Source organism: Psychrobacter sp. ANT206 (genome assembly GCF_056880555.1).
In genome coordinates this window covers 1,595,881-1,621,453 of sequence record NZ_CP096271.1, presented here as the reverse complement: position 1 = coordinate 1,621,453, position 25,573 = coordinate 1,595,881, and the positions used below count along the sequence as shown (strand labels likewise).

The window sequence follows — 25,573 nt, the reverse complement described above, 5'->3', positions numbered from 1 at the left end:
TATCACTAGATTGGCAGGGCTTTAAATAAAAAGGAGCTTTTAGGGGGCTTTTTAATCAATCACTAACTGCTCAAGATCACCATCTTTTGTTGCCAAATTAGCAATCATAGATAGCGCATGTGCTTGTTGGTTAGGATTTGGTTTTGGTGTCGTAGCAGTACCGCCGCGTAACCAGTTATTATCGTTTTCTGAGGTCTTTTTATTATTATACCAGGCCAAATCATGATGTAAGCTTACGACATCACCCATGATGAGTAGAGCAGGCGTAGGTAGTTGATGTTGTGCTTGTAATTCAACGATACTGGCAAGTGTACCCGTCAATACTTGCTGATTGGACATACTGGCGTTAGAGACGATAGCAATCGGGGTCTTTGCGCTACGCCCAGCGTCAATCAAACCTTCCGTCAAGCGCGGTAGCGAATGCAGACCCATATAGAATACGACTGTTTCATCAGTATTCAAAAAACTTTTGAAGTTATTATTAGGCGAGCCTGCCTTTAAAAACCCTGTCACAAAACGTACTGACTGCGAATGGTCACGGTGGGTTAGCGGAATACCAGCATAGCTAGCAGCGGCATTGGCAGCGGTAATGCCCGGCACTACTTGATACGGAACATTGTGAGAGCGCAGACTTTCAATCTCTTCACCGCCACGCCCAAAGATAAACGGGTCACCGCCTTTTAGACGCACCACACGCCGACCTTCTTTTGCGCTATTAACCAATAGCTCATTGATGCCCAATTGTGCAACGGCATGATTACTGCGTTTTTTACCGACAAATACTTTATCGGCATCGCGGCGGCACAAATCCAATACTTGCGGTGACACCAGCGCATCATAATAGACAATATCCGCTTGCTGCATCAAGCGTAGTGCTTTAAAGGTTAATAACTCTGGGTCACCGGGACCGGCACCAACAATATAAACTTCGCCCATCGTATTTTGGGCTTCTGTTGATTCATCTGTAGCATTTTTTGCAGTGATAGTTGCCGCTGTGTTATCCAGATCAGTTTGCAATTGGGCAATGGCTTCGTTTTCATTACCGGAAAACATCAATTGACTGACTTTACCTTCAAATACTCGCTCCCAAAACTGCCGACGCCCAGTCAATGTTGGAATTTTGGCTTTAACCTCACCTCGAAACTCGCCAGCCAGCTTGGCAAGCTTACCATAGCCTTGCGGAATCAAGGTCTCAAGGCGTGCCCGCAGTAAACGTGCCAGCACCGGCGCTTTACCGTTGGATGAGATACCAATCACGATGGGATTGCGATCAACAATAGCTGGGAAGATAAAATCGCATAAATGCGGCGTATCGACGACGTTTACCGGAATGTTGAGTTCAGTGGCATCAGCATGGATTTGGTGATTAAGCATCTCATCATCAGTCGCCGCGATAATAACGCGCGAATCTGTCATATAGGTTTTATTATAATTCTCATAAATCAGCGCGTGCTTACTCTCACTGAGCAAGGCTTGTATCTCATGGCTAATGCTTGGCGCAAGGACAGTGATACACGCGCCAGCACGGCTCAGCAAATCAGCTTTGCGTAATGCCACATCACCGCCGCCAACAATCAGTACTTTACGATCTTCTAATTTAAAAAATAGGGGAAAGGTATTCATAGTATGACCAGTCATTCAATTGAATATATACTACTATTATGAGTTATCAGTTGCGCAGGCTCACGTAATGTATTGGCATTAGTATATTCGTTTTTGAGATATTAAAAGTAGTTTTTGTTGAGAAAGGGAATAGCAATATAAAATCATGATACTGAAAAATCCCGCTTAACTCGGTATAAACCGGTTAAGCGGGATTTTTATCCATTGTATTCATTAAATCATAATTCTGTATTTAGCAATTACAACTGTGTATGCAAGCCACACTCGCGATGCTCTTCTACCTTAGTCGGATCGAAGTAATCAAACTCATTAGGTAGGTTATGTTCTTCAAGATACACGTCTAGATCAGCATCTGTTTTTTCGAATAACGGTGCTACTTTTAACACACCATCTTTTGATAGGCTAAGAACATCAAGACCTTGACGGAATTCGGTTTGATCTTTACGAATAGCATTGAACCAAACATCAGGCTTTAGCTCATCTAAAGCGCGGCGGAATGGCTCAAGCTTCACTTGATCGGTGAACTCATCATGTAGTGGGTTATCAATACCAGGAATACCTTCCATCGTCACGTCACGATGGGCAGCAGTTTGCTTAGGAATATAGGTGATCACGTTTAAATTTAAATCACGGATAACTTTATTGGCAAATTGATACGTCGCATCCGTGTTATAACCAGAATCTACCCACAATACGGTGATATCAGGGCGCAGCGACGCGACCAAATGCAAAATCGCTGACTCGTAAGGACGGAAGTTAGTGGTAATGATTGGGTTTTTGGCTTGGCTTAATGCCCATTCTACGATTTGTTCTGGCGTTTGACCTTGCAAGTCTTGGTTGGCTTGATCGATATCTAGATTTGGGTGTAATTGGCTCATGGTAGATTCCTTGATGAAAGTTCATGTAAAAATGATTAGAGTGAAAAGTAACTAATATAAGTGCTTATGATTTATTCTAAAACTAAGTGCCTGCAAACATCGGTAATGCGCTAGCATCGCGTCCATCGTAGCTGCTGGCAAGCGCATTAAATGCTTGACTGATATCAGAGATAGATTTCATATCATGCTCACTGAGCACAAAGCTATCTGCGCCCGCGCGTAAAAGGTAAGCAATTTGGTCACGGCCAAACTTGCCAGCCATACGAATCTCGCCCTGATAGCCTATTTGACGCAGGGTTTGCGCATAACTAAAACCGCGTCCGTCGGTAAAGGCTGGTACATGGATCACAATCAAATCTTGTTGTAATAAAAAATCTGACAAACCAACCAATGTATCGGTATCATTATCTGACGTAACCCAAACGCCAACACGGCTGGCATGTTCGGTCAATAGCTCGTTCAGCTGCTGTAATAGCCCGCCAGCAAGCTTGCCTTCAGCATTCAATAAATCCGTGAGCGGCAATACGATATCGAATTTTTCTTGTTTATGTAATAGCTCAAGCAGCGATATATGGCTAAGGGCAATGCCATCTGGTAGCTCATCGGTATTAAGCGCCAACCACGTATCACTTTGACCGATATCAATACCTTTGCTGTTTAACACATGATGATTACCCATAGACCTTCTCCTTAAAAGGTGCCACGCCAACGCGATTGACCAAGTCACTAAAAGCTTCTACGTCGTTCTCATTGCTCACGCGCTGCTCTAAATAGACATCCAGTATTTTTTGTAGGGTAATCGCCACATCTTCGGCTGGTACTGCTTTACCCAATATTTTACCGACTTTGGCATCGTTACTAGAGTTACCGCCAAGGCTGATTTGATACCAATGCTCACCCTTTTTATCGACACCAAGAATACCGATATCACCCGTATGATGATGCGCACAAGCATTCATGCAGCCAGACATATTGAGGCGAATCTCACCCAAGTCATAAAGGTAGTCGAGATCATCGAACTGCTTTTCGATTTGTTCAGCGATATTGTGAGTCGTGGCATTGGCGAGTGAGCAATAGTCCCAACCTGGGCAAACAATCATATCTGTTAGCGTGTTTATATTGGCACGTGCTAAATGCAAATCCGCCAACTGTTCCCATAACTCGTACAGCTGATTGGTTTGCACGTCTGCAAATACTAGATTCTGCTGATAAGTACCGCGCAATTCACCAAAGCTATATTTGTCTGACAGATCCGCGAGAGCATCCATTTGTGATTCGCTGACATCACCAGATGGTACGTAGGCTCCGTCGACCAAGCCTGCCTTTAGCGAAATGACGACAGCGCGATAGCCTGCTATTTTATGCGCGACTGTATTTTGGTTATACCAATCAGCAAAATCTTTATTCGCATTGAGTTGCTGTTGCAAGTCAGACTGTACTTGTAAGGCATCAAAACCAACATAATCAGGCTCACTAAAGAAGCCAATAGCAGTGTCAAAATTGGCATCGGTCAGCGTCAGTGGACCATCTTTGGTATGAGCTTCCCACTCAGCATCGACCAATTTCGCAAAGGCAGGACCGCCCATGCTCTCGACCAATATTTTGATACGAGCTTTGTACTTATTGTCACGGCGACCATGCAGGTTATAAACGCGCAAAATAGCGTCTAGATAGCTAAGCAGATGCTGACGTGGCAAGAATTCGTTAATTACTTTACCAATCACTGGTGTACGGCCAAGACCGCCACCCACCAATACTTCAAAACCAAGCTCGCCTGCGTCATTGGTTTTTACATGCAATCCCACATCATGTACTTGCGTCGCCGCGCGGTCATTGGCAGTACCAACGACAGCAATCTTAAATTTACGCGGTAAAAAAGCAAATTCAGGATGAAAAGTAGACCACTGACGGATAATTTCGCAATAAGGACGTGGATCCGCAATCTCTTCTTGATGAATACCGGCATAAGGATCGGTAGTCGTATTGCGAATACAGTTACCTGAGGTTTGAATGGCATGCATCTGTACCGATGCCAGCTCCGCCAATATGTCTGGCACATCTTCTAGCTTTGGCCAGTTTAGCTGGATATTGGTACGGGTAGTAAAGTGCCCGTAACCCTTATCGTATTTACGGGTAATCTCTGCCAATTTACGCAGTTGATAGCTGGCTAGTAGACCGTAAGGAATCGCAATACGTAACATCGGCGCATAACGCTGAATATAAAGGCCGTTTTGCAACCGCAGCGGCAAAAATTGCTCTTCTGGCAGCTCGCCTGCCAAAAACCGTTCGGTTTGGTCGCGAAACTGAGCGACTCGTTCTTCTACCAAGGTTTGGTCAGCGTAGTTATATTGATACATGACGTAATCTCAATTTTGTTTTTAGTCTTAAAAGCAGCGACGAAAATGATTTGCGTGTGTAATATATTTTGTTGTCGATCGCAATGTGTACCGTTCAGCTTTACATCATATAAGCTTGTACTTCAAAACATAAATTCCTTTAAGACATATACATATCCAAACACAGCATAAATTTTCATAACGAAAGTTAGGTAGCCTATGCTTATCAAATTTAACCCCTAAAATTTAATATCTGGTAATGCACGACTTTAACTGACGATCGTTAGCATCTTATTCATAAAGTTACCTTTTAAGCCATTCACTTGCTGTTATTCAACTCTTTTTTCTATACATTGAGGTTTTAAAATTACTATGACATCTACTATTGCTAATCAAAAGCCATCACAACTCGTTCCTCCACATGGCAGCGATGTACTCAAACCACTATTACTAAACGGTGACGCTCGCAGCGAAGCGCTGACACTTGCCAGCACATTACCGACCATTACCTTAAGCTCTCGTGAGCGCGGTGATTTGATTATGTTTGGTATTGGCGGTTTTACGCCTTTAAATGGTTTTATGAATCAAGCCGATTGGCAGGGCGTGGTTGATAATATGCGCCTGCAAAGTGGTGACAATGCGGGCTTGTTTTGGCCGATTCCTATTACTTTATCAGCACCGAAAGCGACAGCAGATAGCCTAAATCAAGGTGATAAAGTTGCTTTGGTGGCGAAAGATGGCGAGATTATGGGTATTCTAACGGTGGAAGAAACCTATACCATTGATAAAGAGCATGAGTGCCAACAAGTATTTACCACCACAGATCCTGAGCATCCTGGCGTCCAACAAGTACTGGAGCAAGGTGAAGTCAACATTGCAGGTAGCGTTGAAGTCCTAAGCGAAGGCGAGTTTCCAACCTTATATCCTGAGATTTATAAAACACCAGCTGAAACCCGCGCAATTTTGGACAATAAAGGCTGGCAAACGGTCGCGGCTTTCCAAACCCGTAATCCCATGCACCGCTCACACGAATACCTTGCCAAGATTGCGATTGAGATCTGTGATGGCGTACTGATACATTCATTATTGGGTGCGTTAAAACCAGGTGATATCCCAGCAGACGTACGCCAAGAAGCCATTAAAACCTTGATTGACAATTACTTTAGAGCTGATACTGTTATTCAAGCAGGTTATCCGCTTGATATGCGTTATGCCGGACCGCGTGAAGCATTATTACATGCCGTATTCCGCCAAAACTACGGCTGTAGCCATTTGATCGTTGGTCGTGACCATGCCGGTGTTGGTGATTATTATGGTGCCTTTGATGCCCAAACCATTTTTGACCACGTCGGTAAAGATGATTTGATTACCCAACCGTTAAAGATTGGTTGGACGTTTTGGTGTAATGCTTGTAATGCCATGGCGTCAGATAAAACCTGCCCGCATGAAGCGTCTGAACATGTCAAAGTATCAGGAACCAAACTACGCAAAGCACTCTCAGAAGACCTTGATGTACCAGAGAACTTTAGCCGTCCAGAAGTGTTGCAGATTTTGCGTGAATATTATGCTGGTATCGCTTTTGATGAGCGTGCTGAGGTTAAATTGGTCGGGGCTTCTGCGGTATAAAAATTTATATTCAATATGAAAGATAAAAAAGGGTCAGATGATAAGTCTGACCCTTTTTTTGTTATTTGAACGTTTTGAACATCTCGTGGTTAGCTGAGCTCTAAACCACTTGCCAACTTTTGATAGTCACCAACCAATGTGCCACCGCCAGAGCAAAAGTAGTTAAGCGCGTATTTATCTTGGCTATCAATAGTCAATTTATCATCTTTAAATTGAAAAAAAGCTGTACTGTCATTGACCTTGCTCTGAAAAATAATGCCGTGTGCATCATCTTGACCCATCAATGTTGCTTTGCCATCAAAATAGCAGGTCGGTTTTTTGACATCGCTGCGCGCACGTATCTTAATGTCAATCTGCTTATCACCGTCTGCTTTTACCATCACGGCTACCCAGTCATCGCCTTGCGTACGCTTAGCATAACCCTCAGAAGCATAGTCACCAACGATGACTTTTACAGCAGGCGAGAGTGTCGCTGCAGGTTGCGTAACGCTGTGATTATCCACATTGGCTTTTATAGTGTTATTACAACCACTCAAAGCAAGCAGCGCTGCACTCGTTAAAGAGAGGGCGGCAAAAAAACGCGAGTAACAAGAGAAAGAAGTAATCATTAAGTTGCCTTGGGTAAGTGAGTAAGTGATAAAAATGGCTTTGCAAAATGGCTATTTTTGATTGAATTAAACAGTTTTAGGTAGCAGTTGTTTATTTGCAGCCATTATAGCTAATCCACTTTTAAAAGAGTACGGAACTACTGGGGTTCATTATTTGCAGCCTCTGTCTGCGTAGGCACAGCAAGCAAGAAAAATTAACCCCAGTAGTGATTGATAATATTTGTATTTCTTTTATTAAGGACTGACTATACAGCGCCAGCGATGATACAGCTTACACAAATATTCGTCTACTGGGCAAACAATACCATCACTTACTCAAAAGTGATGGCTTATCTCTATATCGCAAATAGCTCCTAAAAATATCCATTATAGAATAACTAATAATAGCGCTACTAATCATCGTGCTTATGCCAAGTTCACCACTCGATAAGCGTATTCGTCACTAAGCATTTGTTATCTATGCTGCTAGCATATCTCTCATCAACAAAAAAACTAATGTATCTCCCAAAATTCTTACCATCACTGCCTTTGTTATCCTTATTTATAGAATTAATAAAATAGTAAGGTCCACAAGTGGCAGCATGACATTATCGAGAGCGTCTATGCAAACGACCAATATAGCCAAGAATCAGCCTTTGCGTCATACCTCAATGACTGATAATCAAGTGCTTCAAAATAAAGCACCACGTACCTTGATAATGGGTGGTGTGCTGACAATGGCGGTATTCATGACGGGCTGTAGCCCTACTGAATCTAAGCAAAGTGAGACCCAAAACGGCGCCCAAAAATCAGCAGCGCCGTCACAAGATATTGATTTGTTGAATGTCTCTTACGATGTCTCACGCGATTTTTATAAAGACTATAATACCTTATTTGCCAAAGGCTACCAAAAAGAGCATCCCAACAGCAAAGTACATATCAATCAGTCACATGGTGGATCGAGTAAGCAAGCCCTGTCGGTTGCTAATGGTCTACAAGCGGATGTGGTGACCTTTAACCAAGAAAGCGATATGAATCTATTGGTCGAAAAAGGCTTGGTTGCGGCTGACTGGCAGAAAGCGCTACCAAACGGCGCGGTTCCTTATACCAGTACCATGGTTCTATTGGTACGTAGCGGCAATCCAAAGGGTATTAAAGACTGGCAAGATTTGGCACGTAGTGACGTAGCTATAGTAATACCAAATCCGAAAACCAGTGGTACGGCGCGTTATGCCTTTTTAGGTGCCTACGGTTATGGTCTGCATCATTTTAAAGAAACGGTCGAAACCTCTACCAAAACAGATACCTTTATCAAACAACTTTTGGCAAACGTCGTCACTTATGACAATGGCGCACGTGCAGCAACGACCAGCTTTACCCAACGCGGTCTAGGGGACGTGCTTATCACGACCGAAAACGAAGCGCATTTGGCCGCCAAGCAATTTGCCAAAGGGCAAGTCGATATCGTCTATCCAAGTTATTCAGTGTTGATTGCCAATCCTGTTGCAGTGGTGAATGCGGTGACTGACAAAGCGGGCAAAACAGAAGCGGCAAACACCTATCTAAAAAGCTTATGGGACACGCCAGCGCAAGAACTGATGGCACAGATGTACATGCGTCCTAGTAATGAGCAAGTACTTGCCGCCCATAAAGGTACTTTGCTTGATATTGAGACGTTTGAGCCAGTCAGTGTCTTTGGTCCTTGGACACAGATTATGGAAACGTTTTTTGTTGATGGCGGGCGTTTTGATAAGCTGGCAAGCGTGCAGTAAAGGTAACCAAAAAGGTAATCAAGTTGTTCAGTTATAAGCCATTTGATTCAGACATTCATGCTTAGATGAAAGGCTGAATCAAATGGCTAAATTATTAGCGGATAGTCAATGATCATTAAAAATATTTAACCTATGCATTACTGATAAATTTAAGTTATTGATAATCTTATATTTATCATTTCTTTATTCCATTTTGGCAATAACATACACATATTCATCATTAAACATAATAAGATAGCACTGTTAGCATACTTACATTACTTATCAGACATTTTTTGAGGCAGCCATGACATCATATACCGCAGGTTATAAAAATAAGACACTTAGCGCCCTAAGTATCGCCGGTGTGGCGCTCACTTTAGGCATTGCAGGCTGTAGCAACAACGAAAAAACTGAGCCAGCTGCCAATGCAGAGGGCACGCCAGCAGCTGCAGAAGGGCAGGACATCGAAATATTGAACGTCTCCTACGATGTCGCTCGTGATTTTTATAAAGACTACAATCCATTATTTGTTGATCATTACAAAAGCGAGCACCCAAACAGCAATATTCTTATCAAGCAGTCGCATGGTGGTTCGAGTAAACAAGCCCTGTCGGTCGCGAATGGTCTACAAGCCGATGTCGCAACTATGAACCAAGGCTCTGATATTGAGCTGCTTGAGAAAAAAGGCTTGGTTGAGTCAGATTGGGAAAGCAAATTCCCAGACAATGCCGTACCTTTTACCAGCACCATCGTCTTCTTAGTGCGCAAAGACAATCCAAAGGGCATCAATGATTGGGCAGATTTGACCAAAGAGGGTGTTGAGATTGTCATGGCAAACCCAAAAGTGACGGGTAACGGTCGCTATGCCTTCTTAGGTGCTTATGGTTATGGCTTACATGCTTTTAATAAAGATGAAGCACAAGCGGAAAAATACGTCAAAGACATGCTAAAAAACGTCAAAGTCTATGAAAGTGGCGGACGTGCGGCGACTACGACATTTGTACAGCGTGGTATCGGCGATGTCTTGGTAACGTTTGAGAACGAAGCCAACCTTGCAGCAAAAGATTTTGGCGTCGGTCAAGTCGATATTGTTTATCCAAAATACTCAATCAAATCTGAAAGCCCAGTTGCTATCGTAAAAACCGTCACTGATAAAAAAGGCACCACAGATGCCGCCAAAGCTTATCTTGATTTCTTATGGAGCGATGCGGCCCAGCAATTAGCAGCTGACTTATACTTACGCCCAAGTGTGAAGAGTGTTCTTGATAAAAACAGTGATAAATTGCCACCTATCGACACCTTCCGTCCGAATGATGCATTTGGCACATGGGATGAGATCATGAGCACCTATTTCAGTGATGGTGGTTTGTTTGATAAGTTAGCGGTTAATGCGCCTCAGTAACAACGGTAGTACTGTGAGTAACCGACGATAAAAGCTGTTACTTATTCAATAATTTATTTGAGTACAGCGACTGCATTATTTGACTATTAATCAGTAACGCACGACATCATGAAATTATGTCAATCTCATAAAGGACATGGCCGACAACGCTATGTCCTTTATACCATGAGCATATTCATAATCTCTTTTTATCATGCTTTTTTCTTTATATCGATACGATAGAGTGCTTACGATAAGTACCATCAGCTAGGCAATAGGACACTATTATGAGTGCAACAACACCTTCTACCCTCAAACCCGTGCCGAAAAAAGGCTGGTTAACACGCTTGCGTCAGCGCAATGTGCTACCAGGGTTTGGGCTAAGTATGGGTATCACTGTCTTTAGCTTGTCGCTGTTGGTAGTACTGCCGTTTGCCATGATGGCCTATACCACAACCCAAATGGGCTGGACGGGATTTTGGGAGACTATTAGCCAACCACAAGTCACGGCAGCGATCAAACTCAGCTTATGGATGTCGTTTTTGGCGATGCTAACCAATATGGTGTTTGGCACACTGGTCGCATGGGTGCTCGTACGCTATGAATTTTGGGGCAAATCCTTGATAAATGCCTTGGTGGATTTACCCTTTGCACTACCGACAGCGGTCACAGGTATCTCTCTTGCGACTTTATATGCGCCTAATGGTCTTATTGGGCAATGGTTTGCCAAGTTTGATATTCAAGTCGCGTTTACACCAATTGGTATCTGGTTGGCTTTGGTGGTCGTCAGTTTTCCCTTTATTGTCCGTGCTGTACAGCCTGTACTTGCAGAGTTATCGGTTGAGTTCGAAGAGGCGTCTGCGGTATTAGGCGCCAATCGCTTGACGACATTTCGCAAGGTAATTTTACCAGAGCTGTTGCCTGCGTTACTGATGGGTGCTGGCATGATGTTTGCCCGTGCGACCGGCGAGTATGGCTCGGTTATTTTTATCGCAGGTAATATTCCAATGCAGTCTGAGATTTTGCCATTAATCATTATCAGTAAGCTTGAGCAGTTTGATGTTCAAGGCGCGTCAGCCGTTGCATTATTCATGCTGCTTATCTCCTTTGTAATTTTATTGACCATTAATATCGTACAGTGGAAGCTGTCGCGCCGTGTAGGAGCTCGCTAATGCAAATCTCTAATAGCTACGACTACCAAAGCAACCCAGCAACCAAAGATACGCCATGGGTACGCCGCACCTTTATTATCATTGCGGTTTTATTCATGGTTATTATGTTGGTAGTGCCGCTGCTAGCTGTGTTTTATGAAGCTTTTAAGGGTGGCTGGGAATTATATATTGCCTCTCTCGTTGATCCTGAAGCCTTGCAGGCGATTAGGCTAACCTTGATTACTGCGGCGATTGTCTTACCGATTAATATGGTGATGGGTATTGCCATTGCGTGGCTAGTAACCCGTTATCAATTCAAAGGTAAGCAGTTGGTGACGACGTTGCTTGATTTACCATTCTCAGTGTCGCCCGTTGTAGCCGGTTTAATGTTTGTTCTGTTATTTGGACTTAATTCTACGATTGGTGGCTGGCTTGAGAGCATGGGTTTTCAGGTAATTTATGCCGTACCCGGTATTATTTTAGCAACGTTATTTGTCACCTTTCCTTTTGTGGCGCGTGAGTTAATACCGCTGATGCAAACGCAGGGCGATAGTGAAGAACAGGCAGCATTAACGTTAGGCGCGACGGGTTGGCAAACGTTTTGGCATGTGACACTGCCCAATATCAAATGGGCGCTGCTATATGGTTTGATTTTGACCAATGCAAGGGCGATGGGGGAGTTTGGTGCGGTGAGTGTGGTCTCAGGTCATATCCGCGGAGAAACCAACACTATGCCACTACTGGTTGAGATTGCCTATAACGACTATAACTTTACCGCCGCCTTTGCCTTATCGAGCTTACTTGCCGCGCTTGCTTTGGTCACGTTACTTATTCAGCAAATCATGACCAAGCTACAAGATCACAAATTTGCTAAATCTGAACGTTTGATAAGTGCGCCTGAACTACCAGTCAGTGCTAATGCTACTGTCACAGAATCGACAGGCAAATCATAACGGTTCATAGAAGCCACTATTGCTATACGCCATACTATTGAAACTATCTGCTACGATAAAAGAAATAATAAGAGATACCATTATGAGCATCGAGATTCGTAACGTTAATAAAAAATTTGGTAACTTCAATGCCTTAGATGATATCAATATCACAGTACCTACTGGCAAATTGACGACTTTATTAGGTCCTTCAGGCTGCGGTAAAACCACTTTGCTGCGTATCATTGCCGGTCTTGAGTATGCAGACTCTGGGCAGATATTATTTGATGAGCTAGACGTCACCAATACACCGGTACAAAAGCGCCATATCGGTTTTATGTTTCAGCACTATGCGTTATTTCGACATAAAAATGTTGCTGACAATGTAGGCTTTGGTCTGACATTACTACCAAAAAACGAGCGCCCCAGTAAAGCAGATATTGATAAGCGCGTGGCTGAGCTATTAGATTTGGTACAGCTGCCACAAGTGGCAAACGCTTACCCGCATCAGCTATCAGGCGGCCAGCGGCAGCGTATTGCGCTGGCTCGTGCACTCGCAGTTAAGCCAAAACTACTGCTATTAGATGAGCCATTTGGGGCGCTGGATGCCAAGGTGCGTAAAGAGCTGCGAACTTGGCTAAAAGACATACATCATGAGCTTGGTATCACCAGCATCATGGTGACTCATGACCAAGAAGAGGCAAGGGCGGTATCTGATGAGATTGTCGTGATGAATCACGGTCGTGTCGAGCAAGTAGGCACCTCAGAGGCGCTGATTCATCATCCAGCCAATGCCTTTGTCAGTGATTTCTTAGACTTGGTTTAAAGTTCAATCAAGAGTGTTAGCAATAGTGCATAAAAAAGACCTCATCATGAGGTCTTTTTTATGCGGCTAATATAAGCCAAAGTTATCTAAGCAAAATTTTCACTGCCTATTACCATTAGGCTAGTTTTAGCATGGCTTTTTCTTTGATTGATATCTGCTTATAGGTAGTGTCCAAGATGTCTTGACACCATTCTGGCAAGTCATTTGCGACCTCGTACCACATCCAGGTTCCATCACGAACACAATTTAAGATGCCCAGTTTTTTTAAATGGTTGAGGTGGCGGGATATCGTTGGCTGTGGTTGATCAAGTATCTCTACTAACTCACCGACGCAGCGTGATTCTTTATTATATAGGATTTGGAAAATCTTCAAGCGCGTAGGGTCAGATAATACTTTAAACAACTCAAGTGGTTGTATAATAGAATTATTATTAGACATGGGTCAATTCCAATGTATATTTAGTTAATAGGAGGACAATATAACAGCAGTTATCCTTAAAATCGATTAAAAAATGAGCAAATTTACAGTTCGTCGCCATTTTACTACCTTTGATACCGTCGGTTTACATGGATTACTATATTCAGTTACATGGATTGATTAAGATCAACATAACCATAAATCTGTCATTAACCTGACTGAAAAAGTCACCAAACACTATTGTAAATGCTAATAATTATCGTTATTATAGCGAATAACACGTTAGTCAATCACAGTAGGAACCCATTTATGTACGTCTGTATCTGTAATGATGTCAAAGAAAAGCAAATAAAAGCTGCTATCGCGTCTGGTATCGATACGTTAGATGGCTTAAAAGACACGTTAGATGTCGCCACCTGCTGCGGCTGCTGTGAGCCTATGGTAAATGATTATCTAGAGGAGCATCATGCTAAGCTCGAAGTATTGGCTTATGCTGTTTAAGCGCTAAATACTTATAAGGCTTTACGCTCTAACTTGTGCATCCTAATCGTGTATAAGCCTTGATAAAACAGGATTATATTCACTATTATGCATTTATTATTTTAGCATTATACCTAAAGAGTAGGTTGCAAGCGTCCATATAACTCCACTGATACTCCACATCAAAACTAGATCTAGCTACTTCTATTAAGAGTTTGCGATCGCACCTGTTGCTGATACGCTAATACAAATAGTGGTTGGTTATGATTCTCAGTTCATATCGTTACAAGCGTTAAGCTCTCTCTATGCTACTATATCCTTCTTAATATGTAAGGGCCTTCGTTGATTTTAATCTTTACTGATTGGTTTACGAATGGCACTTTATATATATGCAAAATTATGAATGTATATAACAAACAATGATACATACAGGAGTGTAAGTGATGATTGGCAACCCTAAAGTGATTGATTATTTAAACTTTTTGTTAGGTGGTGAGCTTGCAGCTCGTGATCAGTATTTTATCCACTCTGAGATGTATGCAGAATGGCATTACGGTAAATTGTATGATCGTATTAGCCATGAGATGGAAGATGAGACCTTACATGCACAGGCAATTATTCGTCGTATTTTGATGTTAGGCGGCACGCCTAAAATGAGCGTCGACGCGATTAATATTGGTACTACTGTACCTGAGATGCTACAGCTTGATTTAAATTTAGAATATCAGGTACAAAAACATCTTAAAGACGGTATCGCAATGTGTGAAGAAGCGCATGACTATGTCACACGCGAGATGTTGGTCGTGCAGCTCAAAGACACGGAAGAGGATCATGCCCATTGGCTTGAACAGCAGCTACGCTTGATTGATATGATTGGTCTGCCAAATTATTTGCAAAGTCAGATGGCTGAAGTTTCTTCAAATCTTGTTTGATAGTAACGGATAATAATCGCTATATAGTCAAATCAAATATCCAATAGATAGGGAGAGAGAATATGAATGGGGATAAAGACATTATCCGCGCGCTGAATAAAGTGCTGGGTCAGTCGTTGATAGCCATCAACCAGTATTTTTTACATGCACGTATTGCTCGCCATTGGGGCTTAGAATCATTAAACGAAAATTTCTATAAACAGTCTATCGCAGAGATGAAATGGTCTGATGATTTGATTGCACGGATTTTATTGCTAGGTGGTTTACCCAATTTGCAAGATTATGGCAAGATGTTTATCGCTGAAGACGTGCCTGAAATGATTGACTGCAATTTGCGCTTAGAAAAGCAAAAGTTTAGCATTATTACCGATGCGATTACTTTGTGTGAAACGCAGCAAGACTATGTATCACGTCAGCTATTGGTTACTCTAAAAGACGGTAATGAAGAGTATCAAGACTGGCTTGAGACGCAAGAAGACTTAATGAAAGATGTGGGTATTCAAAACTATATCCAATCGCAGATGAATGACGATTAGATATTAGTAATTCTCATTGAATCACAATAAGCCAGCCTATGTTTTGCTCATAACCCAAGCATAGGCTGGCTTTTTTTGGTCTATTCTTTATATTTCAAATACAGCCTTTCAATACTCACTTTTAATATAAACCACGACCATCCTCAGGTTTTAAGCGTAAAAAATGCAATCCTGAGAGAATGGTAAAGACACCCAATATCCAATAGGTGGTTTGAAAGGCAGCCAATGTATCCATTTGTAGGCGCTCACGTAGCAGAGTGAGCAGCGCAGCGCCAAAGGCAATACCAAAGCTGATGGCGAGTTGTTGGTTGACGGCCATCAGGCTATTGCCGCTACTGGTTTGAGTACCATGCAGGTCGCCAATGGTAATGGTGTTCATTGCGCTGAATTGCATAGAGTTACATGCGCCCATGACAGTTAAAATAGGTATAAACCACATCCACTGCGCCGCATCATTAAACTGCGCCAAGATGATAATCAAGATACCCATAAAAGTCGTGTTATAGACTAATACCGTGCGATAGCTATAACGCTGGATAATCTTACTCACCCAAGGCTTGATGCCGATAGCACCTACGGCGATAGGGGCAAGTAGCCAGCCAGCTTGCGACGGAGAGTACTCGAACACTACCTGCAAAAGCAACGGCAGCAAAAATGGCACAGCGCTAATGCCAAATCGGGTAAATAAATTACCCGTGATACCAATGCGAAAGGTACGGATATCAAACAAACTCAATGGAAATAGCGGGGCAGTGCGACGTTTTGCGTGCCAAATATAAGCACCAAGCAACAGACTTGCTAGCAATCCAAATATCAGCCCATAAACTCCACGCCCGACTTGTGCGCCAAACTCTACCGCCAAAGTAAAACCACAAGCGGCAGCGGCAAACAACAAAAACCCTGTCCAATCTAGACGCTTGGTGTCCTCAAATAACGCTGGTACCAGTTTCTTGCCCATGATAAAACCAAAAACACCCATGGGTATGTTGATTAAAAATATCCAGTGCCAGCTGGTGTACTGTACGATATAACCACCCAATACCGGTCCGACCAATGGCGCAACCAAAGCAGGGATTACCGCAAAGTTCATCACCGTTAAGAGCTTATTGCGCGGATAAGACTTGACCAAAATTAAGCGTGCAACCGGCGTCATCATCGCGCCGCCGATAGCTTGTACGATACGAGAGCCAATCAAAAAGTCCAAGGTCGGAGAAACGGCACATAATAGCGAGCCGATACAAAATATGATAATGGCGGACAAGAACACGCGGCGTGTGCCATATTTATCGGCTAAAAATCCGCTAATAGGAATAAAAATCGCCAAAGTAAGTGCGTAGCTGATGACTGCCCATTGCATTTGTAGTGGCGATTCGCCCAATGCTTGTGCCATCTGTGGTAGGGACGTATTTAGAATAGTAGCGTCTAAAATTTGCATAAATAACGCTACCGCCAGTACATAAGGTAGGTATTTATCTTGCGTTGGAGTCAGGGCTACCATTTTACTTTCACCATATCTTAAAACCGTGGCTCGTGGAAACTTACCTTAATCGACAGTAAATTTTCAACAAAGCCATTATATTATGCGTAGTATAAAAATAACTGCCGAGTAGTTAAAGAGCAGCATAGTAACCATTCAAAAGGACTGATCTAAATAGTTGCTATCTAAAAGAAATGGTTTAGCTAGAAGAAATGGCTTAATAATTTTTTAAAATATCTGTCATTATCCTAAATACTAAATACTAAATACTAAATACTAAATACTAAATACTAAATACTATTTCACTTAAACATCTCTACTGTATAAATTACAAGACAGGGCTTTAATAGCAGGATCAGTCCCCGTTATAGTAGAAGGTATATGTATATGGTAGAAACCACCATTTCTAAAATATGACAATCAATACAACAACAAATAGGTCACATTATGAGTCAGGATAACAATTCTACGAACGATCAGATAGAGAGCTATACACCGCCCAAAATTTGGACACAAGATAAAGAAAACGGCGGCAAATTTGCAAGTATCAACAGTCCAACCGCTGGCGCACGACAAGATAAGGCACTGCCAGTAGGCGATGCGCCATTACAGCTATATTCATTGAATACGCCTAATGGTGTTAAGATAAATATCTTATTAGAAGAGCTTGCTGAGCTTGATATCAAGGAAGCCGCATACAATGCTTATCTGATAGATATCTCAAAAGGCGATCAGTTTGGCTCGGGCTTCGTCGCTATTAACCCAAACTCAAAGATACCGGCTTTGGTCGACCATAGTCCTAGCGAAGCTGGCGAGCCGCTTGCTATCTTCGAGTCTGGCGCTATCTTAATGTACTTAGCGGAGAAATTTGGCAAATTCATTCCGATGCAGCAAGGTAAGGCAAGGGTAGAATGCTTGTCTTGGCTAATGTGGCAGATGGGCAGTGCGCCTTTCTTAGGTGGCGGTTTTGGGCATTTTTACGCCTATGCCCCAGAGCCAATGGAGTATCCTATCAATCGCTATGCTATGGAAGTTAAACGCCAGCTTGACGTCCTTGACCGCCACTTAAAAGACAATACATATATGGGCGGAGACGAGGAGTCTGATTATAATATCGCCGATATGATTATTTGGGCATGGTATGGTCAATTGGCACTTGGCAAATTATACGATGCTGCTGAGTTCTTACAGGTTGATGAGTATCAACATCTACAGCGCTGGGCGAAAAAAATTGCTGAACGTCCAGCCGTTAAACGCGCAGTGGACTTAGTCCTTGAGCCTATTGCTTAGACCAATTGCCACGATAATTCATCTAAGTGGCTCATTTATTTATCCATAAATGTTTGATATAAAAGGTAAAAAATAAAATAATTCTGTATGTTGACGAACAAAAAGGTTAATAAGCACCTATCTTATTAACCTTTTTCTGTTTTAAATATTCATTATTCCAAATATACATATAGATATAAGCATTTGAGCTATACTTTGTTAATTACATAATGGTACATTAGTACAACAGATAGAAACATGGATACGTTAAGATAGCAGCCTCCACCCAAAAAGGGTAGGCGCTTAAACCTCTTCTATTGAAGAATGATGATTATGAAGGAGAATGATATGCTTAGGAATAGACCAACCCTCTTATTGAGTGCAAATGGTCCTAGTAGCCAGAGTGATGTTGTCAAACCTAAATACTCAAATAACTCTCATATCAAAGCGCCGTCTAAAAAAACAAAAAAGATAACAAAAACCATGTCAAAAAGAATTTTATTACCCATCCTTACTGCTATCAGTACCACGTTATACAGCGCCGCAGCTAGTGCTGACACGCCTATAGATTTTACCAGTCAAGATTGGCAAGTGGTCTGTGACAATACACGTACTTGCCGACTGGCGGGTTATCAAGCAGACAATGATATCGAATTGCCAGTGTCTTTATTGTTGATACGCCGTGCAGGTGTGAATGCCACGGTTGATGCTCGGGTCAAGCTTGGCGGTGCAAGAGAAAATTCTGCCAAAGCCTTGATGCAATTGGGTAACCGTCACCGGATATCTTTATTTATTAATGATAGAGATTATGGCGAAGCCAAGCCTTTTTCAGGTGCTGCTGGTTATGCTGAGCTCACTTCACCGCAAGTCACAGCGCTGTTAGAGGCACTGACCAAATCAAGCAAGATCGAGCTGGTTATCCGTAATACGCGTTGGCGCTTGTCCGATAAAGGGGCGAGTGCGGTCATGCTAAAAGCGGATGAAGCACAAGGTCGAGTGGGCACAGCCAGTGCTTTTGTTCGTACAGAGGGCGCAAGCAAATCTAACAATAGTGTGTTATCGCCTAAGTCAATACCAGCGATACGGATGGTGATGCCCAATCCAAAAGCCACCTCAGGTAATAAGAAAAAATTCGTCATGCGCTCATCTCAGTTATCAGATCTGATGAAAGGCACCATAAAAGATATCAGTAGCGACTGCCCAAGCCTATATGACAAATCGTCATGGAATGTCAATCGCCTAAACAGCAAGCAGCTGTTGGTACAGCATAATTGCTGGACAGGTGCTTATAATGCAGGTAAGGGTGTCTGGGTGATCAATGATACCAAACCATATGAGCCAAAGCTGATCACAAACAACGCTACCGATTACGACAAGGGTCAGATCACTTCTGTCCAAAAAGGTCGGGGTCTTGGCGACTGTATCTCTAAAACCGAATGGTTGTGGACGGGTAAAGATTTTGAGAAAAGTCATGAGAGTAGCACTGGTCTGTGCCGTATGATTGAAGCGGGCGGTGCTTGGCAGATGCCCCTATACGTCACTGATGTGAAACTATCACGTTAATATCAATGTTTACAATGCCTCATTGCTTGCTTTTCTTTTAAAGCGGTAATGATCATTTATTCGATACTCTTTAGCGTAAATGCGGTGCACACGATAAAAATATTTAATGCAAAAATACCTATATTATTAATCATGTATAGCTCATCAACTCTTGTGTTATAGCTGTTTTCTACAATAATCGTAAAAACAGCTACTGATTACGATTTTGTTGTGTTATACTGCGTCGCCACGTTAGCATAGTCTAATGTGAATTATGAGATTGATAACATCGCCTGCGATTTTGGGTCTAGGATGACCGAAAGTAATTGTTGCCGATGATTTTGTGTACTTAAATAATCCTATTATTTTTGACTCATATCTTATCTACGGACCCTTTGTAGGGGCTAGATTGGTTGTTATTTACCTTTATCTGCTTTGGAATAAGCATTGATATCGAGTTTTTAGCAGACAAAGATGAGACACTCGGCACTACCACCAAAATACGTCAGACAGCACGAACGCCTTTATATAATTTTGACAAGCCTTATGGGTTTGGCATGTAATTATCATTATTTTGATAATCAGATTATATGGGTAGCGTGGTGAACGGTTATCAGTGGTATGCATCAAGTTTGCTGAATTTACAGCAGCTTATACTTACCAAGGATACTCATGACTGACATCTTATCTGCAATCGCTGCTGAAAACGGCATTATCGAAAGCACTGACACCCCAAACACTGACACAAATACTCAAGCGGCTGCTACTGACGCTGTTGATGAAAACCAAGTTACTTTTACTGATCTTGGCATCGCTAAGCCTATTCTAACTGCACTTGATCGCAGTGGTTATACCAACCCAACGCCTATCCAAGCACAAGCGATTCCTTTTGCTCTAGCAGGTCGTGACCTTTTATTGTCAGCGCAAACAGGTAGTGGTAAAACAGCCGCATTCGTTATTCCTGTTCTTGACCGTTTGAGCCGTGCTACTAGCTTTGACAAACTAACCAAAGCCCTTATCCTAACGCCAACGCGTGAACTTGCTCAGCAAGTACATGACAGCGTACGCACTTATTCTAAAGATATGCGCGGCCTGTTCTGTGTACCATTAGTTGGCGGCGCACCATACAACGGTCAGATCACTGCTCTGAAGAAAGGCGTTCAAGTTATCGTTGCGACCCCAGGTCGTTTACTTGACCATATCAATGCTGGTCGCGTTGACTTATCAAGCCTAGAAATCTTGGTACTTGATGAAGCTGACCGTATGCTGGACATGGGTTTTGCTGATGATATCAGTGATATCCTACGTGCAGCACCAACGGATCGCCAAACAATCATGTGTTCTGCAACTTGGGATGGCCCAGTAGGTAAAATTGCTGCCAGCTTCACTAAGAACCCTGAGCGTGTATCAATCAAAGTAGAGTCTGCACACATCGAAGAAAAAGTGTACTACTGTGATGATTTTGATCACAAAAATCGTTTGCTTGATAAAATCGTTTGCCAGCAAGATATGGAACAGATCATTATCTTTGCTGCTACCAAACGTAGCACTGAAAAACTGGCCAAACAGCTACAAGAAGCGGGTCATAAAGCCAGCTTCCTACATGGTGATTTGCCACAAAGCAAGCGTAACCGTATCGTTCAAGACTTGCGTAATGGTAAAGTTAAAATTCTAGTAGCGACTGATGTTGCTGCTCGTGGTCTAGACATCCCAGCAATCTCGCACGTAATCAACTATGATCTTCCACGTCAAACGGAAGATTACGTCCATCGTATCGGTCGTTGTGGTCGTGCTGGTCGTACTGGTATCGCTATCAGCTTATGTAGCATGGATGATCGTCCACAGCTAAACGCGATCAATCGTTATTTAGATCGCAAAATGGAAGTATGTATCATCGAAGGTATGGAACCTAAGAAGACTTATGTACCTAGCGAAAATAAAGGCAATGGTCGTGGCCGCGGTCGTGGTCGTTCAAACGGCGGCGGTAATGGTCAAGGTCGTGGTCGCGCGGGTGGTGGCTATCAAGGTAATCCTGCTAATGCTCGTGGTCGTTCAAGCGATAGCGCATCGACTGGTCAACGCGCAAGCAATGACAGCGGTTATCAAGGTAAGCCACGTGACGCGTCAGGTAAGCCAAATGAGCGTTCAGGTGGCAAGCCGTATCAAGGTAAGCGTACTGGTGCTCCTAGTCGTGGCGATAGCACTGGCGTTCCACGTGGCGAGCGTGCTGCAACGGGTCGTGGTCGTCCAAGTGGCAGCCAAGGTCGCCCAGCTGGTCGTTCAGACAGTCGTGGTCAAGGTCGTCCAACTGGCGGCAACCGTGGTAACAACTCGTAATAGCCTTATTTTAAACGATTAATGATTTTTGATAATCATGCCTTAATCGTCTAAAGATATTGCAAAAAAAGCCAGATACTTGTTATCTGGCTTTTTTGTGTCCAATAGTTTGATATTAACCACCACGTAGAGATATGACCCAAGTATATATGCAGGTATTTAAAAACTCTGGCTTATTCAAAGCTTTTAAAATTAAGCTTTGTACTCGATAGCTACTTGCGCGTTTTTTTTGCCTTGTCTATACTGACAAACTTTTATTCATCGTGTGCTGTGGAGCCAGTTGATGCCGGATATTTCTCACTTAGCTATTGAAAGCTTGCCATTAGCGTTTGGCATCATTATGGCAATTATTGGTTTGGTATTTTATACCCAAGCATTGCCTGGTAAGTTTTGGCAACGGTTTTATGCGGTGCTACCGGGTATCGTACTGTGCTGTTTTATACCTGCGACGCTAAATAGTCTAGGTGTCTTCGCTGACGGTATTGGCTCGCAGATTTATGGTTTTACTGCTACCTATCTGTTGCCAGCCAGTTTGCTGTTAATGACCTTGTCGATGGATGTTCCTAAAATCTTAGGCTTAGGCTGGAAAGCGATTGCGATGTTCTTCGCTGCTAGTATCGCTATTGTCATTAGTGGTCCTATTAGCTTAGGTATCGCTAAATGGGTGTCGCCTGAGATGTTTACCGATGATACGCTATGGCGCGGCTTTTCGGCGGTGGCGGGTAGTTGGATAGGAGGAGCTGCTAACCAAGCGGCGATGAAAGAGTTGTTTGGCGTCAGTGATGATTTATTTGGAATGATGATTTTGGTCGATACCACCAATGCTTCACTGTGGTTACTGGCCATCTTGGTCATGGCAAAACACAGTGAAAAGATTGACAAGTTTTTAAGGGCGGATAGCAGTAGCATTGATAAGGTCGTCAAAGCTGTTGAGAGCTATGAGCGTGACAATGCTCGTCCAGCGACTTTAAATGACTTGATGGTGATGTTTGGTTTGTGCTTCGCCATGGTTGGTGTAGCACATTTCGTTGGTGGTCAGATTGCAGGGTTCTTTGCGCCTTATAGCTGGGCGGTACAGTATAGCTTTGCCAGCTCGTTTTTTTGGATGGTAGTGATCATCACCTTAATAGGGGTGGTTTTCTCTTTTACTAAAATACGCAGACTTGATCATATTGGTGCTTCAAAAATTGGTACCGTCTTTATCTTCATATTGATTGCTGCTATTGGTATGCAAATCAATCTCGCCGGTATCGTCTCACAATGGCGACTGCTACTAATTGGTTTGCTTTGGATGAGCATTCACGTCGTGATTATTTTTGCGGTCGCTAGGATAATTCGTGCGCCGTTTTTCTTTTTGGCGGTCGGCTCCAATGCCAATACTGGCGGCGCGTCATCGGCACCGATTGTTGCCACGGCATTTCACCCATCACTAGCGCCAGTTGGGGTATTTTTGGGTATTTTAGGCTATGCCGTGGGTACCTTTGGCGGTTATATCAGTACGCAGATGATGCGGCTGGTTGTGGGGTAATAGCATTTTTATCAGTATTGACAGCTTTTATCCAAATAATCACCCAACCAACTCAAAAACTCATCGCTTGTTGTTGAGACATTTAGGCGAAGATGGGTTGAGGCGCTGACATCGGGGTAAAATAATTGCCCCGGTGCAACTAGCCAACCTTCTTTATAGGCATCTAGTGCCAGCTGGCTGGTATCTTGGCCCATATCTACCCAAACAAAGAGACCTGCTTGTGTATGCTCGGGGTAGATAAGCCCTATCTTTGGTAATGCGTTGCGCATTCTTTCATGAGCCCTATACAAATGCTGCTGCACTTTTTTAATCTGCCGACGATACTCACCATGCGTCCATAAATGATGACAAACCCGTTCGCCAAATTCTGGCGTGTTTGAATTGCTTAAGGTTTTCATACGTAATACATCATCGATATAATTATCAGGACAGACCAACATGCCGACGCGCCAGCCTGAAGCCATTGACTTTGAAAACCCAGTCGCATAAAAAACCCGTTCAAACTGATCAAGGCTGGCATAACGCAGCACTTGACCACCCGGTACAAATGCGGCGTATAAATCGTCCTCAAAAATATAAGCATTGTACTCATGAATAAGATTGAGTACTTGGTGCGCGCGGGCAGGATGCAGATTATAGGATGTTGGGTTGTGCAGCACGCTATTAGTCAGGTATAACTTAGGGCGATACGTGGCAAACAGTTTTTGCATGTGCTCGATATTAGGCCCTTGATGGTCGCGTTCTACAGAGACGACGTTTAAGCCCTGTTGTTGCAGGCAGCTCGATAGCCAATACCAGCCCGGCCCATCAACGACCACCGTATCCCCAGCTTGAGTAAGCAGCCGCGCAACCATGGTCACGGCTTGCGACACTCCTGCTGTAGTAATTACGTGCTCGATATGAGTGTGCATGCCCAGCGTATGCAGGTGTTGAACCAGCTGCTGACGTAGCGGCAAATAGCCATGAACATTACCATAATCATAGATAAAGCTATCGGCTTGCTGGGTGACCTGCCGTATGGTCCATTCCATCTTATCATTACGTATCCAGTCTCTCGGTAATGTTCCCACCCCTGGCGAGCGATGATGCGGAATATCACTAAAGACTTGCTGCACCAGCCAGCGTGTATCTATTACTGGGTGCTTAACGACCACTCTTTTATCATCATTCGGCTGAACTGCTTTTGCTTGCGTATTAACATAATAGCCTGAGCTGGGCTTAGCAATTAGCACGCTGGTAGCCACCAATTGCTCATAAGCTTGTACCACCGTAAAGCTTGATATATTTAATAGTTTCGCTAACTTTCGCACCGAGGGCACACGCTGATTGGGCAGGTAAATCTGCCAGTCAATACGCTGCTGTAGCCATTCAGCGACGGCGGCAGTCTTGGTTAAATTTGGATTGAGCGTATAGGTTTCGACCATAATGAATGTGCTTATCTCTTCAATGTCATGATTAATTGTAACGTTAAGAGTAACTATACACTTTGTTCACCATTCGTAAAACTGTATCGGGTCTGTTATGGGCATTTAAACTATAGTTGATTGTTAAGATTCAAACATTAATAACAACTCAGAACTAATAATAGCTATTCTAGGATAAGCCTATGACCCTTCTACACATCGCTCTAGCTGTATTGGTTGCCTTTATTTGGGGTGTAAACTTTACCTTTATTGCCTGGGCGCTCGAAAGCTTTCCGCCACTGATGCTCACTGCGCTACGTTTTTTCTTTACTGCCGTGCCGTTGGTGCTGTTTCTTAAACCGCCCAAATTTAACCGTACGTTATTTATTTATGCCATCGGCACCTTTGTTATGCAGTATGCTTTTGTATTTACCGCCATGCATTTGGGTGCATCAGCAGGTTTGACGGCGCTGTTGTTGCAAGTTCAAATTTTTATTACCGTCTTGCTGGCGTATATCATATTAGGTGAGTCTGTGAGTCGTATGTAGATTATCGGT

At 43.0% G+C, this 25,573-nt stretch carries 22 protein-coding genes; 14 read left to right on the top strand and 8 right to left on the bottom strand.

Annotation, left to right across the window (positions count from 1 at the left end; translation table 11 throughout):
- Nucleotides 1-51 precede the first annotated feature (51 nt).
- The 4 genes from cysG to M0221_RS06755 form a co-directional block, all read right to left on the bottom strand.
- Nucleotides 52-1,623 carry a siroheme synthase CysG gene (gene cysG, locus M0221_RS06770; RefSeq protein ID WP_483283338.1) on the bottom strand — a complete coding sequence of 524 codons (1,572 nt, stop codon included), beginning with the start codon at nucleotides 1,621-1,623 and terminating at the stop codon, nucleotides 52-54.
- 239 nt (nucleotides 1,624-1,862) lie between these two features.
- Nucleotides 1,863-2,501, bottom strand: a complete 639-nt coding sequence (locus tag M0221_RS06765; protein ID WP_020443565.1) for a phosphoadenosine phosphosulfate reductase domain-containing protein — start codon at nucleotides 2,499-2,501, stop codon at nucleotides 1,863-1,865.
- Between the two features lie 82 nt (nucleotides 2,502-2,583).
- A complete protein-coding gene (locus M0221_RS06760; RefSeq protein WP_483283337.1) occupies nucleotides 2,584-3,180 on the bottom strand; it encodes a DUF934 domain-containing protein in 597 nt (198 codons plus the stop codon).
- On the bottom strand, nucleotides 3,173-4,858 hold the full coding sequence (locus M0221_RS06755) for a nitrite/sulfite reductase (RefSeq protein ID WP_483283336.1): 1,686 nt from the start codon (nucleotides 4,856-4,858) through the stop codon (nucleotides 3,173-3,175). The genes M0221_RS06760 and M0221_RS06755 overlap by 8 nt, the downstream gene beginning before the upstream one ends.
- Before the next feature lie 351 nt (nucleotides 4,859-5,209).
- On the opposite strand from M0221_RS06755, the gene sat reads away from it, so the two are divergent.
- The gene (sat, locus tag M0221_RS06750) at nucleotides 5,210-6,463 is read left to right on the top strand and encodes a sulfate adenylyltransferase (protein ID WP_483283335.1); all 1,254 of its coding nucleotides are present in this window, start codon (nucleotides 5,210-5,212) and stop codon (nucleotides 6,461-6,463) included.
- 89 nt (nucleotides 6,464-6,552) lie between these two features.
- Here the strand turns inward: sat and M0221_RS06745 are convergent, their stop codons facing one another.
- Complete coding sequence (locus M0221_RS06745; RefSeq protein ID WP_483283334.1) at nucleotides 6,553-7,071, bottom strand: hypothetical protein; 519 nt, start codon at nucleotides 7,069-7,071, stop codon at nucleotides 6,553-6,555.
- A gap of 581 nt (nucleotides 7,072-7,652) precedes the next feature.
- Here M0221_RS06745 and M0221_RS06740 point away from each other — a divergent pair.
- The 5 genes from M0221_RS06740 to M0221_RS06720 all read left to right on the top strand — a co-directional run bounded on the left by M0221_RS06740 (nucleotide 7,653) and on the right by M0221_RS06720 (nucleotide 13,094).
- Nucleotides 7,653-8,822 (top strand): sulfate ABC transporter substrate-binding protein, encoded by a 1,170-nt coding sequence (locus tag M0221_RS06740; protein WP_011513722.1) that lies wholly within the window; start codon nucleotides 7,653-7,655, stop codon nucleotides 8,820-8,822.
- A 286-nt stretch (nucleotides 8,823-9,108) separates the two neighbouring features.
- A complete protein-coding gene (locus M0221_RS06735; RefSeq protein ID WP_263242308.1) occupies nucleotides 9,109-10,206 on the top strand; it encodes a sulfate ABC transporter substrate-binding protein in 1,098 nt (365 codons plus the stop codon).
- A gap of 266 nt (nucleotides 10,207-10,472) precedes the next feature.
- The gene (gene cysT / locus M0221_RS06730; RefSeq protein WP_339664095.1) at nucleotides 10,473-11,357 is read left to right on the top strand and encodes a sulfate ABC transporter permease subunit CysT; all 885 of its coding nucleotides are present in this window, start codon (nucleotides 10,473-10,475) and stop codon (nucleotides 11,355-11,357) included.
- Nucleotides 11,357-12,289: a sulfate ABC transporter permease subunit CysW gene (cysW, locus tag M0221_RS06725; protein WP_483283333.1), complete on the top strand. Its 933-nt coding sequence runs from the start codon at nucleotides 11,357-11,359 to the stop codon at nucleotides 12,287-12,289. Before cysT ends, cysW begins: the two co-directional genes overlap by 1 nt.
- 82 nt (nucleotides 12,290-12,371) lie before the next feature.
- A complete protein-coding gene (locus M0221_RS06720) occupies nucleotides 12,372-13,094 on the top strand; it encodes a sulfate/molybdate ABC transporter ATP-binding protein (RefSeq protein WP_483283332.1) in 723 nt (240 codons plus the stop codon).
- Nucleotides 13,095-13,209: 115 nt separating this feature from the next.
- Here the strand turns inward: M0221_RS06720 and M0221_RS06715 are convergent, their stop codons facing one another.
- Nucleotides 13,210-13,533, bottom strand: a complete 324-nt coding sequence (locus M0221_RS06715) for an ArsR/SmtB family transcription factor (protein ID WP_483283331.1) — start codon at nucleotides 13,531-13,533, stop codon at nucleotides 13,210-13,212.
- 288 nt (nucleotides 13,534-13,821) lie between these two features.
- On the opposite strand from M0221_RS06715, the gene M0221_RS06710 reads away from it, so the two are divergent.
- The 3 genes from M0221_RS06710 to bfr (M0221_RS06700) all read left to right on the top strand — a co-directional run bounded on the left by M0221_RS06710 (nucleotide 13,822) and on the right by bfr (M0221_RS06700) (nucleotide 15,460).
- Nucleotides 13,822-14,013, top strand: coding sequence for a (2Fe-2S)-binding protein (locus M0221_RS06710; protein ID WP_011513716.1), 192 nt, complete (start codon nucleotides 13,822-13,824; stop codon nucleotides 14,011-14,013).
- A gap of 422 nt (nucleotides 14,014-14,435) precedes the next feature.
- Nucleotides 14,436-14,924 carry a bacterioferritin gene (bfr, locus tag M0221_RS06705; protein WP_011513715.1) on the top strand — a complete coding sequence of 163 codons (489 nt, stop codon included), beginning with the start codon at nucleotides 14,436-14,438 and terminating at the stop codon, nucleotides 14,922-14,924.
- 62 nt (nucleotides 14,925-14,986) lie between these two features.
- Nucleotides 14,987-15,460: a bacterioferritin gene (bfr, locus tag M0221_RS06700; protein ID WP_020443555.1), complete on the top strand. Its 474-nt coding sequence runs from the start codon at nucleotides 14,987-14,989 to the stop codon at nucleotides 15,458-15,460.
- A gap of 121 nt (nucleotides 15,461-15,581) precedes the next feature.
- Here the strand turns inward: bfr (M0221_RS06700) and M0221_RS06695 are convergent, their stop codons facing one another.
- Entirely contained in the window at nucleotides 15,582-16,958 is a 1,377-nt protein-coding gene (locus M0221_RS06695) for a DHA2 family efflux MFS transporter permease subunit (protein WP_483283330.1), read from the bottom strand.
- Nucleotides 16,959-17,384: 426 nt separating this feature from the next.
- Here M0221_RS06695 and yghU point away from each other — a divergent pair, with 426 nt between their 5' ends.
- The 4 genes from yghU (at nucleotide 17,385) to M0221_RS06675 (ending at nucleotide 23,613) form a co-directional block, all read left to right on the top strand.
- Nucleotides 17,385-18,227, top strand: a complete 843-nt coding sequence (gene yghU / locus M0221_RS06690) for a glutathione-dependent disulfide-bond oxidoreductase (RefSeq protein WP_011513712.1) — start codon at nucleotides 17,385-17,387, stop codon at nucleotides 18,225-18,227.
- Between the two features lie 462 nt (nucleotides 18,228-18,689).
- A complete protein-coding gene (locus M0221_RS06685) occupies nucleotides 18,690-19,769 on the top strand; it encodes a DUF1176 domain-containing protein (RefSeq protein ID WP_483283329.1) in 1,080 nt (359 codons plus the stop codon).
- A 651-nt stretch (nucleotides 19,770-20,420) separates the two neighbouring features.
- On the top strand, nucleotides 20,421-22,085 hold the full coding sequence (gene csdA, locus M0221_RS06680; protein WP_483283328.1) for a DEAD/DEAH box helicase CsdA: 1,665 nt from the start codon (nucleotides 20,421-20,423) through the stop codon (nucleotides 22,083-22,085).
- Between the two features lie 283 nt (nucleotides 22,086-22,368).
- Nucleotides 22,369-23,613 carry a DUF819 family protein gene (locus M0221_RS06675; RefSeq protein WP_483283327.1) on the top strand — a complete coding sequence of 415 codons (1,245 nt, stop codon included), beginning with the start codon at nucleotides 22,369-22,371 and terminating at the stop codon, nucleotides 23,611-23,613.
- An 11-nt stretch (nucleotides 23,614-23,624) separates the two neighbouring features.
- Here the strand turns inward: M0221_RS06675 and M0221_RS06670 are convergent, their stop codons facing one another.
- Nucleotides 23,625-25,037, bottom strand: coding sequence for an aminotransferase-like domain-containing protein (locus M0221_RS06670; protein ID WP_483283326.1), 1,413 nt, complete (start codon nucleotides 25,035-25,037; stop codon nucleotides 23,625-23,627).
- A 182-nt stretch (nucleotides 25,038-25,219) separates the two neighbouring features.
- Here M0221_RS06670 and M0221_RS06665 point away from each other — a divergent pair, with 182 nt between their 5' ends.
- Nucleotides 25,220-25,564, top strand: a complete 345-nt coding sequence (locus M0221_RS06665) for an EamA family transporter (protein WP_483283325.1) — start codon at nucleotides 25,220-25,222, stop codon at nucleotides 25,562-25,564.
- The last annotated feature ends 9 nt before the right edge of the window (nucleotides 25,565-25,573 follow it).

Excerpts from the sequence above, each read along its gene's own strand:
- cysG (WP_483283338.1), bottom strand. The coding sequence starts at position 1,623 with ATGAATACCTTTCCCCTATTTTTTAAATTAGAAGATCGTAAAGTACTG.
- M0221_RS06765 (WP_020443565.1), bottom strand. The coding sequence starts at position 2,501 with ATGAGCCAATTACACCCAAATCTAGATATCGATCAAGCCAACCAAGAC.
- M0221_RS06760 (WP_483283337.1), bottom strand. The coding sequence starts at position 3,180 with ATGGGTAATCATCATGTGTTAAACAGCAAAGGTATTGATATCGGTCAA.
- M0221_RS06755 (WP_483283336.1), bottom strand. The coding sequence starts at position 4,858 with ATGTATCAATATAACTACGCTGACCAAACCTTGGTAGAAGAACGAGTC.
- sat (WP_483283335.1), top strand. The coding sequence starts at position 5,210 with ATGACATCTACTATTGCTAATCAAAAGCCATCACAACTCGTTCCTCCA.
- M0221_RS06745 (WP_483283334.1), bottom strand. The coding sequence starts at position 7,071 with ATGATTACTTCTTTCTCTTGTTACTCGCGTTTTTTTGCCGCCCTCTCT.
- M0221_RS06740 (WP_011513722.1), top strand. The coding sequence starts at position 7,653 with ATGACATTATCGAGAGCGTCTATGCAAACGACCAATATAGCCAAGAAT.
- M0221_RS06735 (WP_263242308.1), top strand. The coding sequence starts at position 9,109 with ATGACATCATATACCGCAGGTTATAAAAATAAGACACTTAGCGCCCTA.
- cysT (WP_339664095.1), top strand. The coding sequence starts at position 10,473 with ATGAGTGCAACAACACCTTCTACCCTCAAACCCGTGCCGAAAAAAGGC.
- cysW (WP_483283333.1), top strand. The coding sequence starts at position 11,357 with ATGCAAATCTCTAATAGCTACGACTACCAAAGCAACCCAGCAACCAAA.
- M0221_RS06720 (WP_483283332.1), top strand. The coding sequence starts at position 12,372 with ATGAGCATCGAGATTCGTAACGTTAATAAAAAATTTGGTAACTTCAAT.
- M0221_RS06715 (WP_483283331.1), bottom strand. The coding sequence starts at position 13,533 with ATGTCTAATAATAATTCTATTATACAACCACTTGAGTTGTTTAAAGTA.
- M0221_RS06710 (WP_011513716.1), top strand. The coding sequence starts at position 13,822 with ATGTACGTCTGTATCTGTAATGATGTCAAAGAAAAGCAAATAAAAGCT.
- bfr (WP_011513715.1), top strand. The coding sequence starts at position 14,436 with ATGATTGGCAACCCTAAAGTGATTGATTATTTAAACTTTTTGTTAGGT.
- bfr (WP_020443555.1), top strand. The coding sequence starts at position 14,987 with ATGAATGGGGATAAAGACATTATCCGCGCGCTGAATAAAGTGCTGGGT.
- M0221_RS06695 (WP_483283330.1), bottom strand. The coding sequence starts at position 16,958 with ATGGTAGCCCTGACTCCAACGCAAGATAAATACCTACCTTATGTACTG.
- yghU (WP_011513712.1), top strand. The coding sequence starts at position 17,385 with ATGAGTCAGGATAACAATTCTACGAACGATCAGATAGAGAGCTATACA.
- M0221_RS06685 (WP_483283329.1), top strand. The coding sequence starts at position 18,690 with ATGTCAAAAAGAATTTTATTACCCATCCTTACTGCTATCAGTACCACG.
- csdA (WP_483283328.1), top strand. The coding sequence starts at position 20,421 with ATGACTGACATCTTATCTGCAATCGCTGCTGAAAACGGCATTATCGAA.
- M0221_RS06675 (WP_483283327.1), top strand. The coding sequence starts at position 22,369 with ATGCCGGATATTTCTCACTTAGCTATTGAAAGCTTGCCATTAGCGTTT.
- M0221_RS06670 (WP_483283326.1), bottom strand. The coding sequence starts at position 25,037 with ATGGTCGAAACCTATACGCTCAATCCAAATTTAACCAAGACTGCCGCC.
- M0221_RS06665 (WP_483283325.1), top strand. The coding sequence starts at position 25,220 with ATGACCCTTCTACACATCGCTCTAGCTGTATTGGTTGCCTTTATTTGG.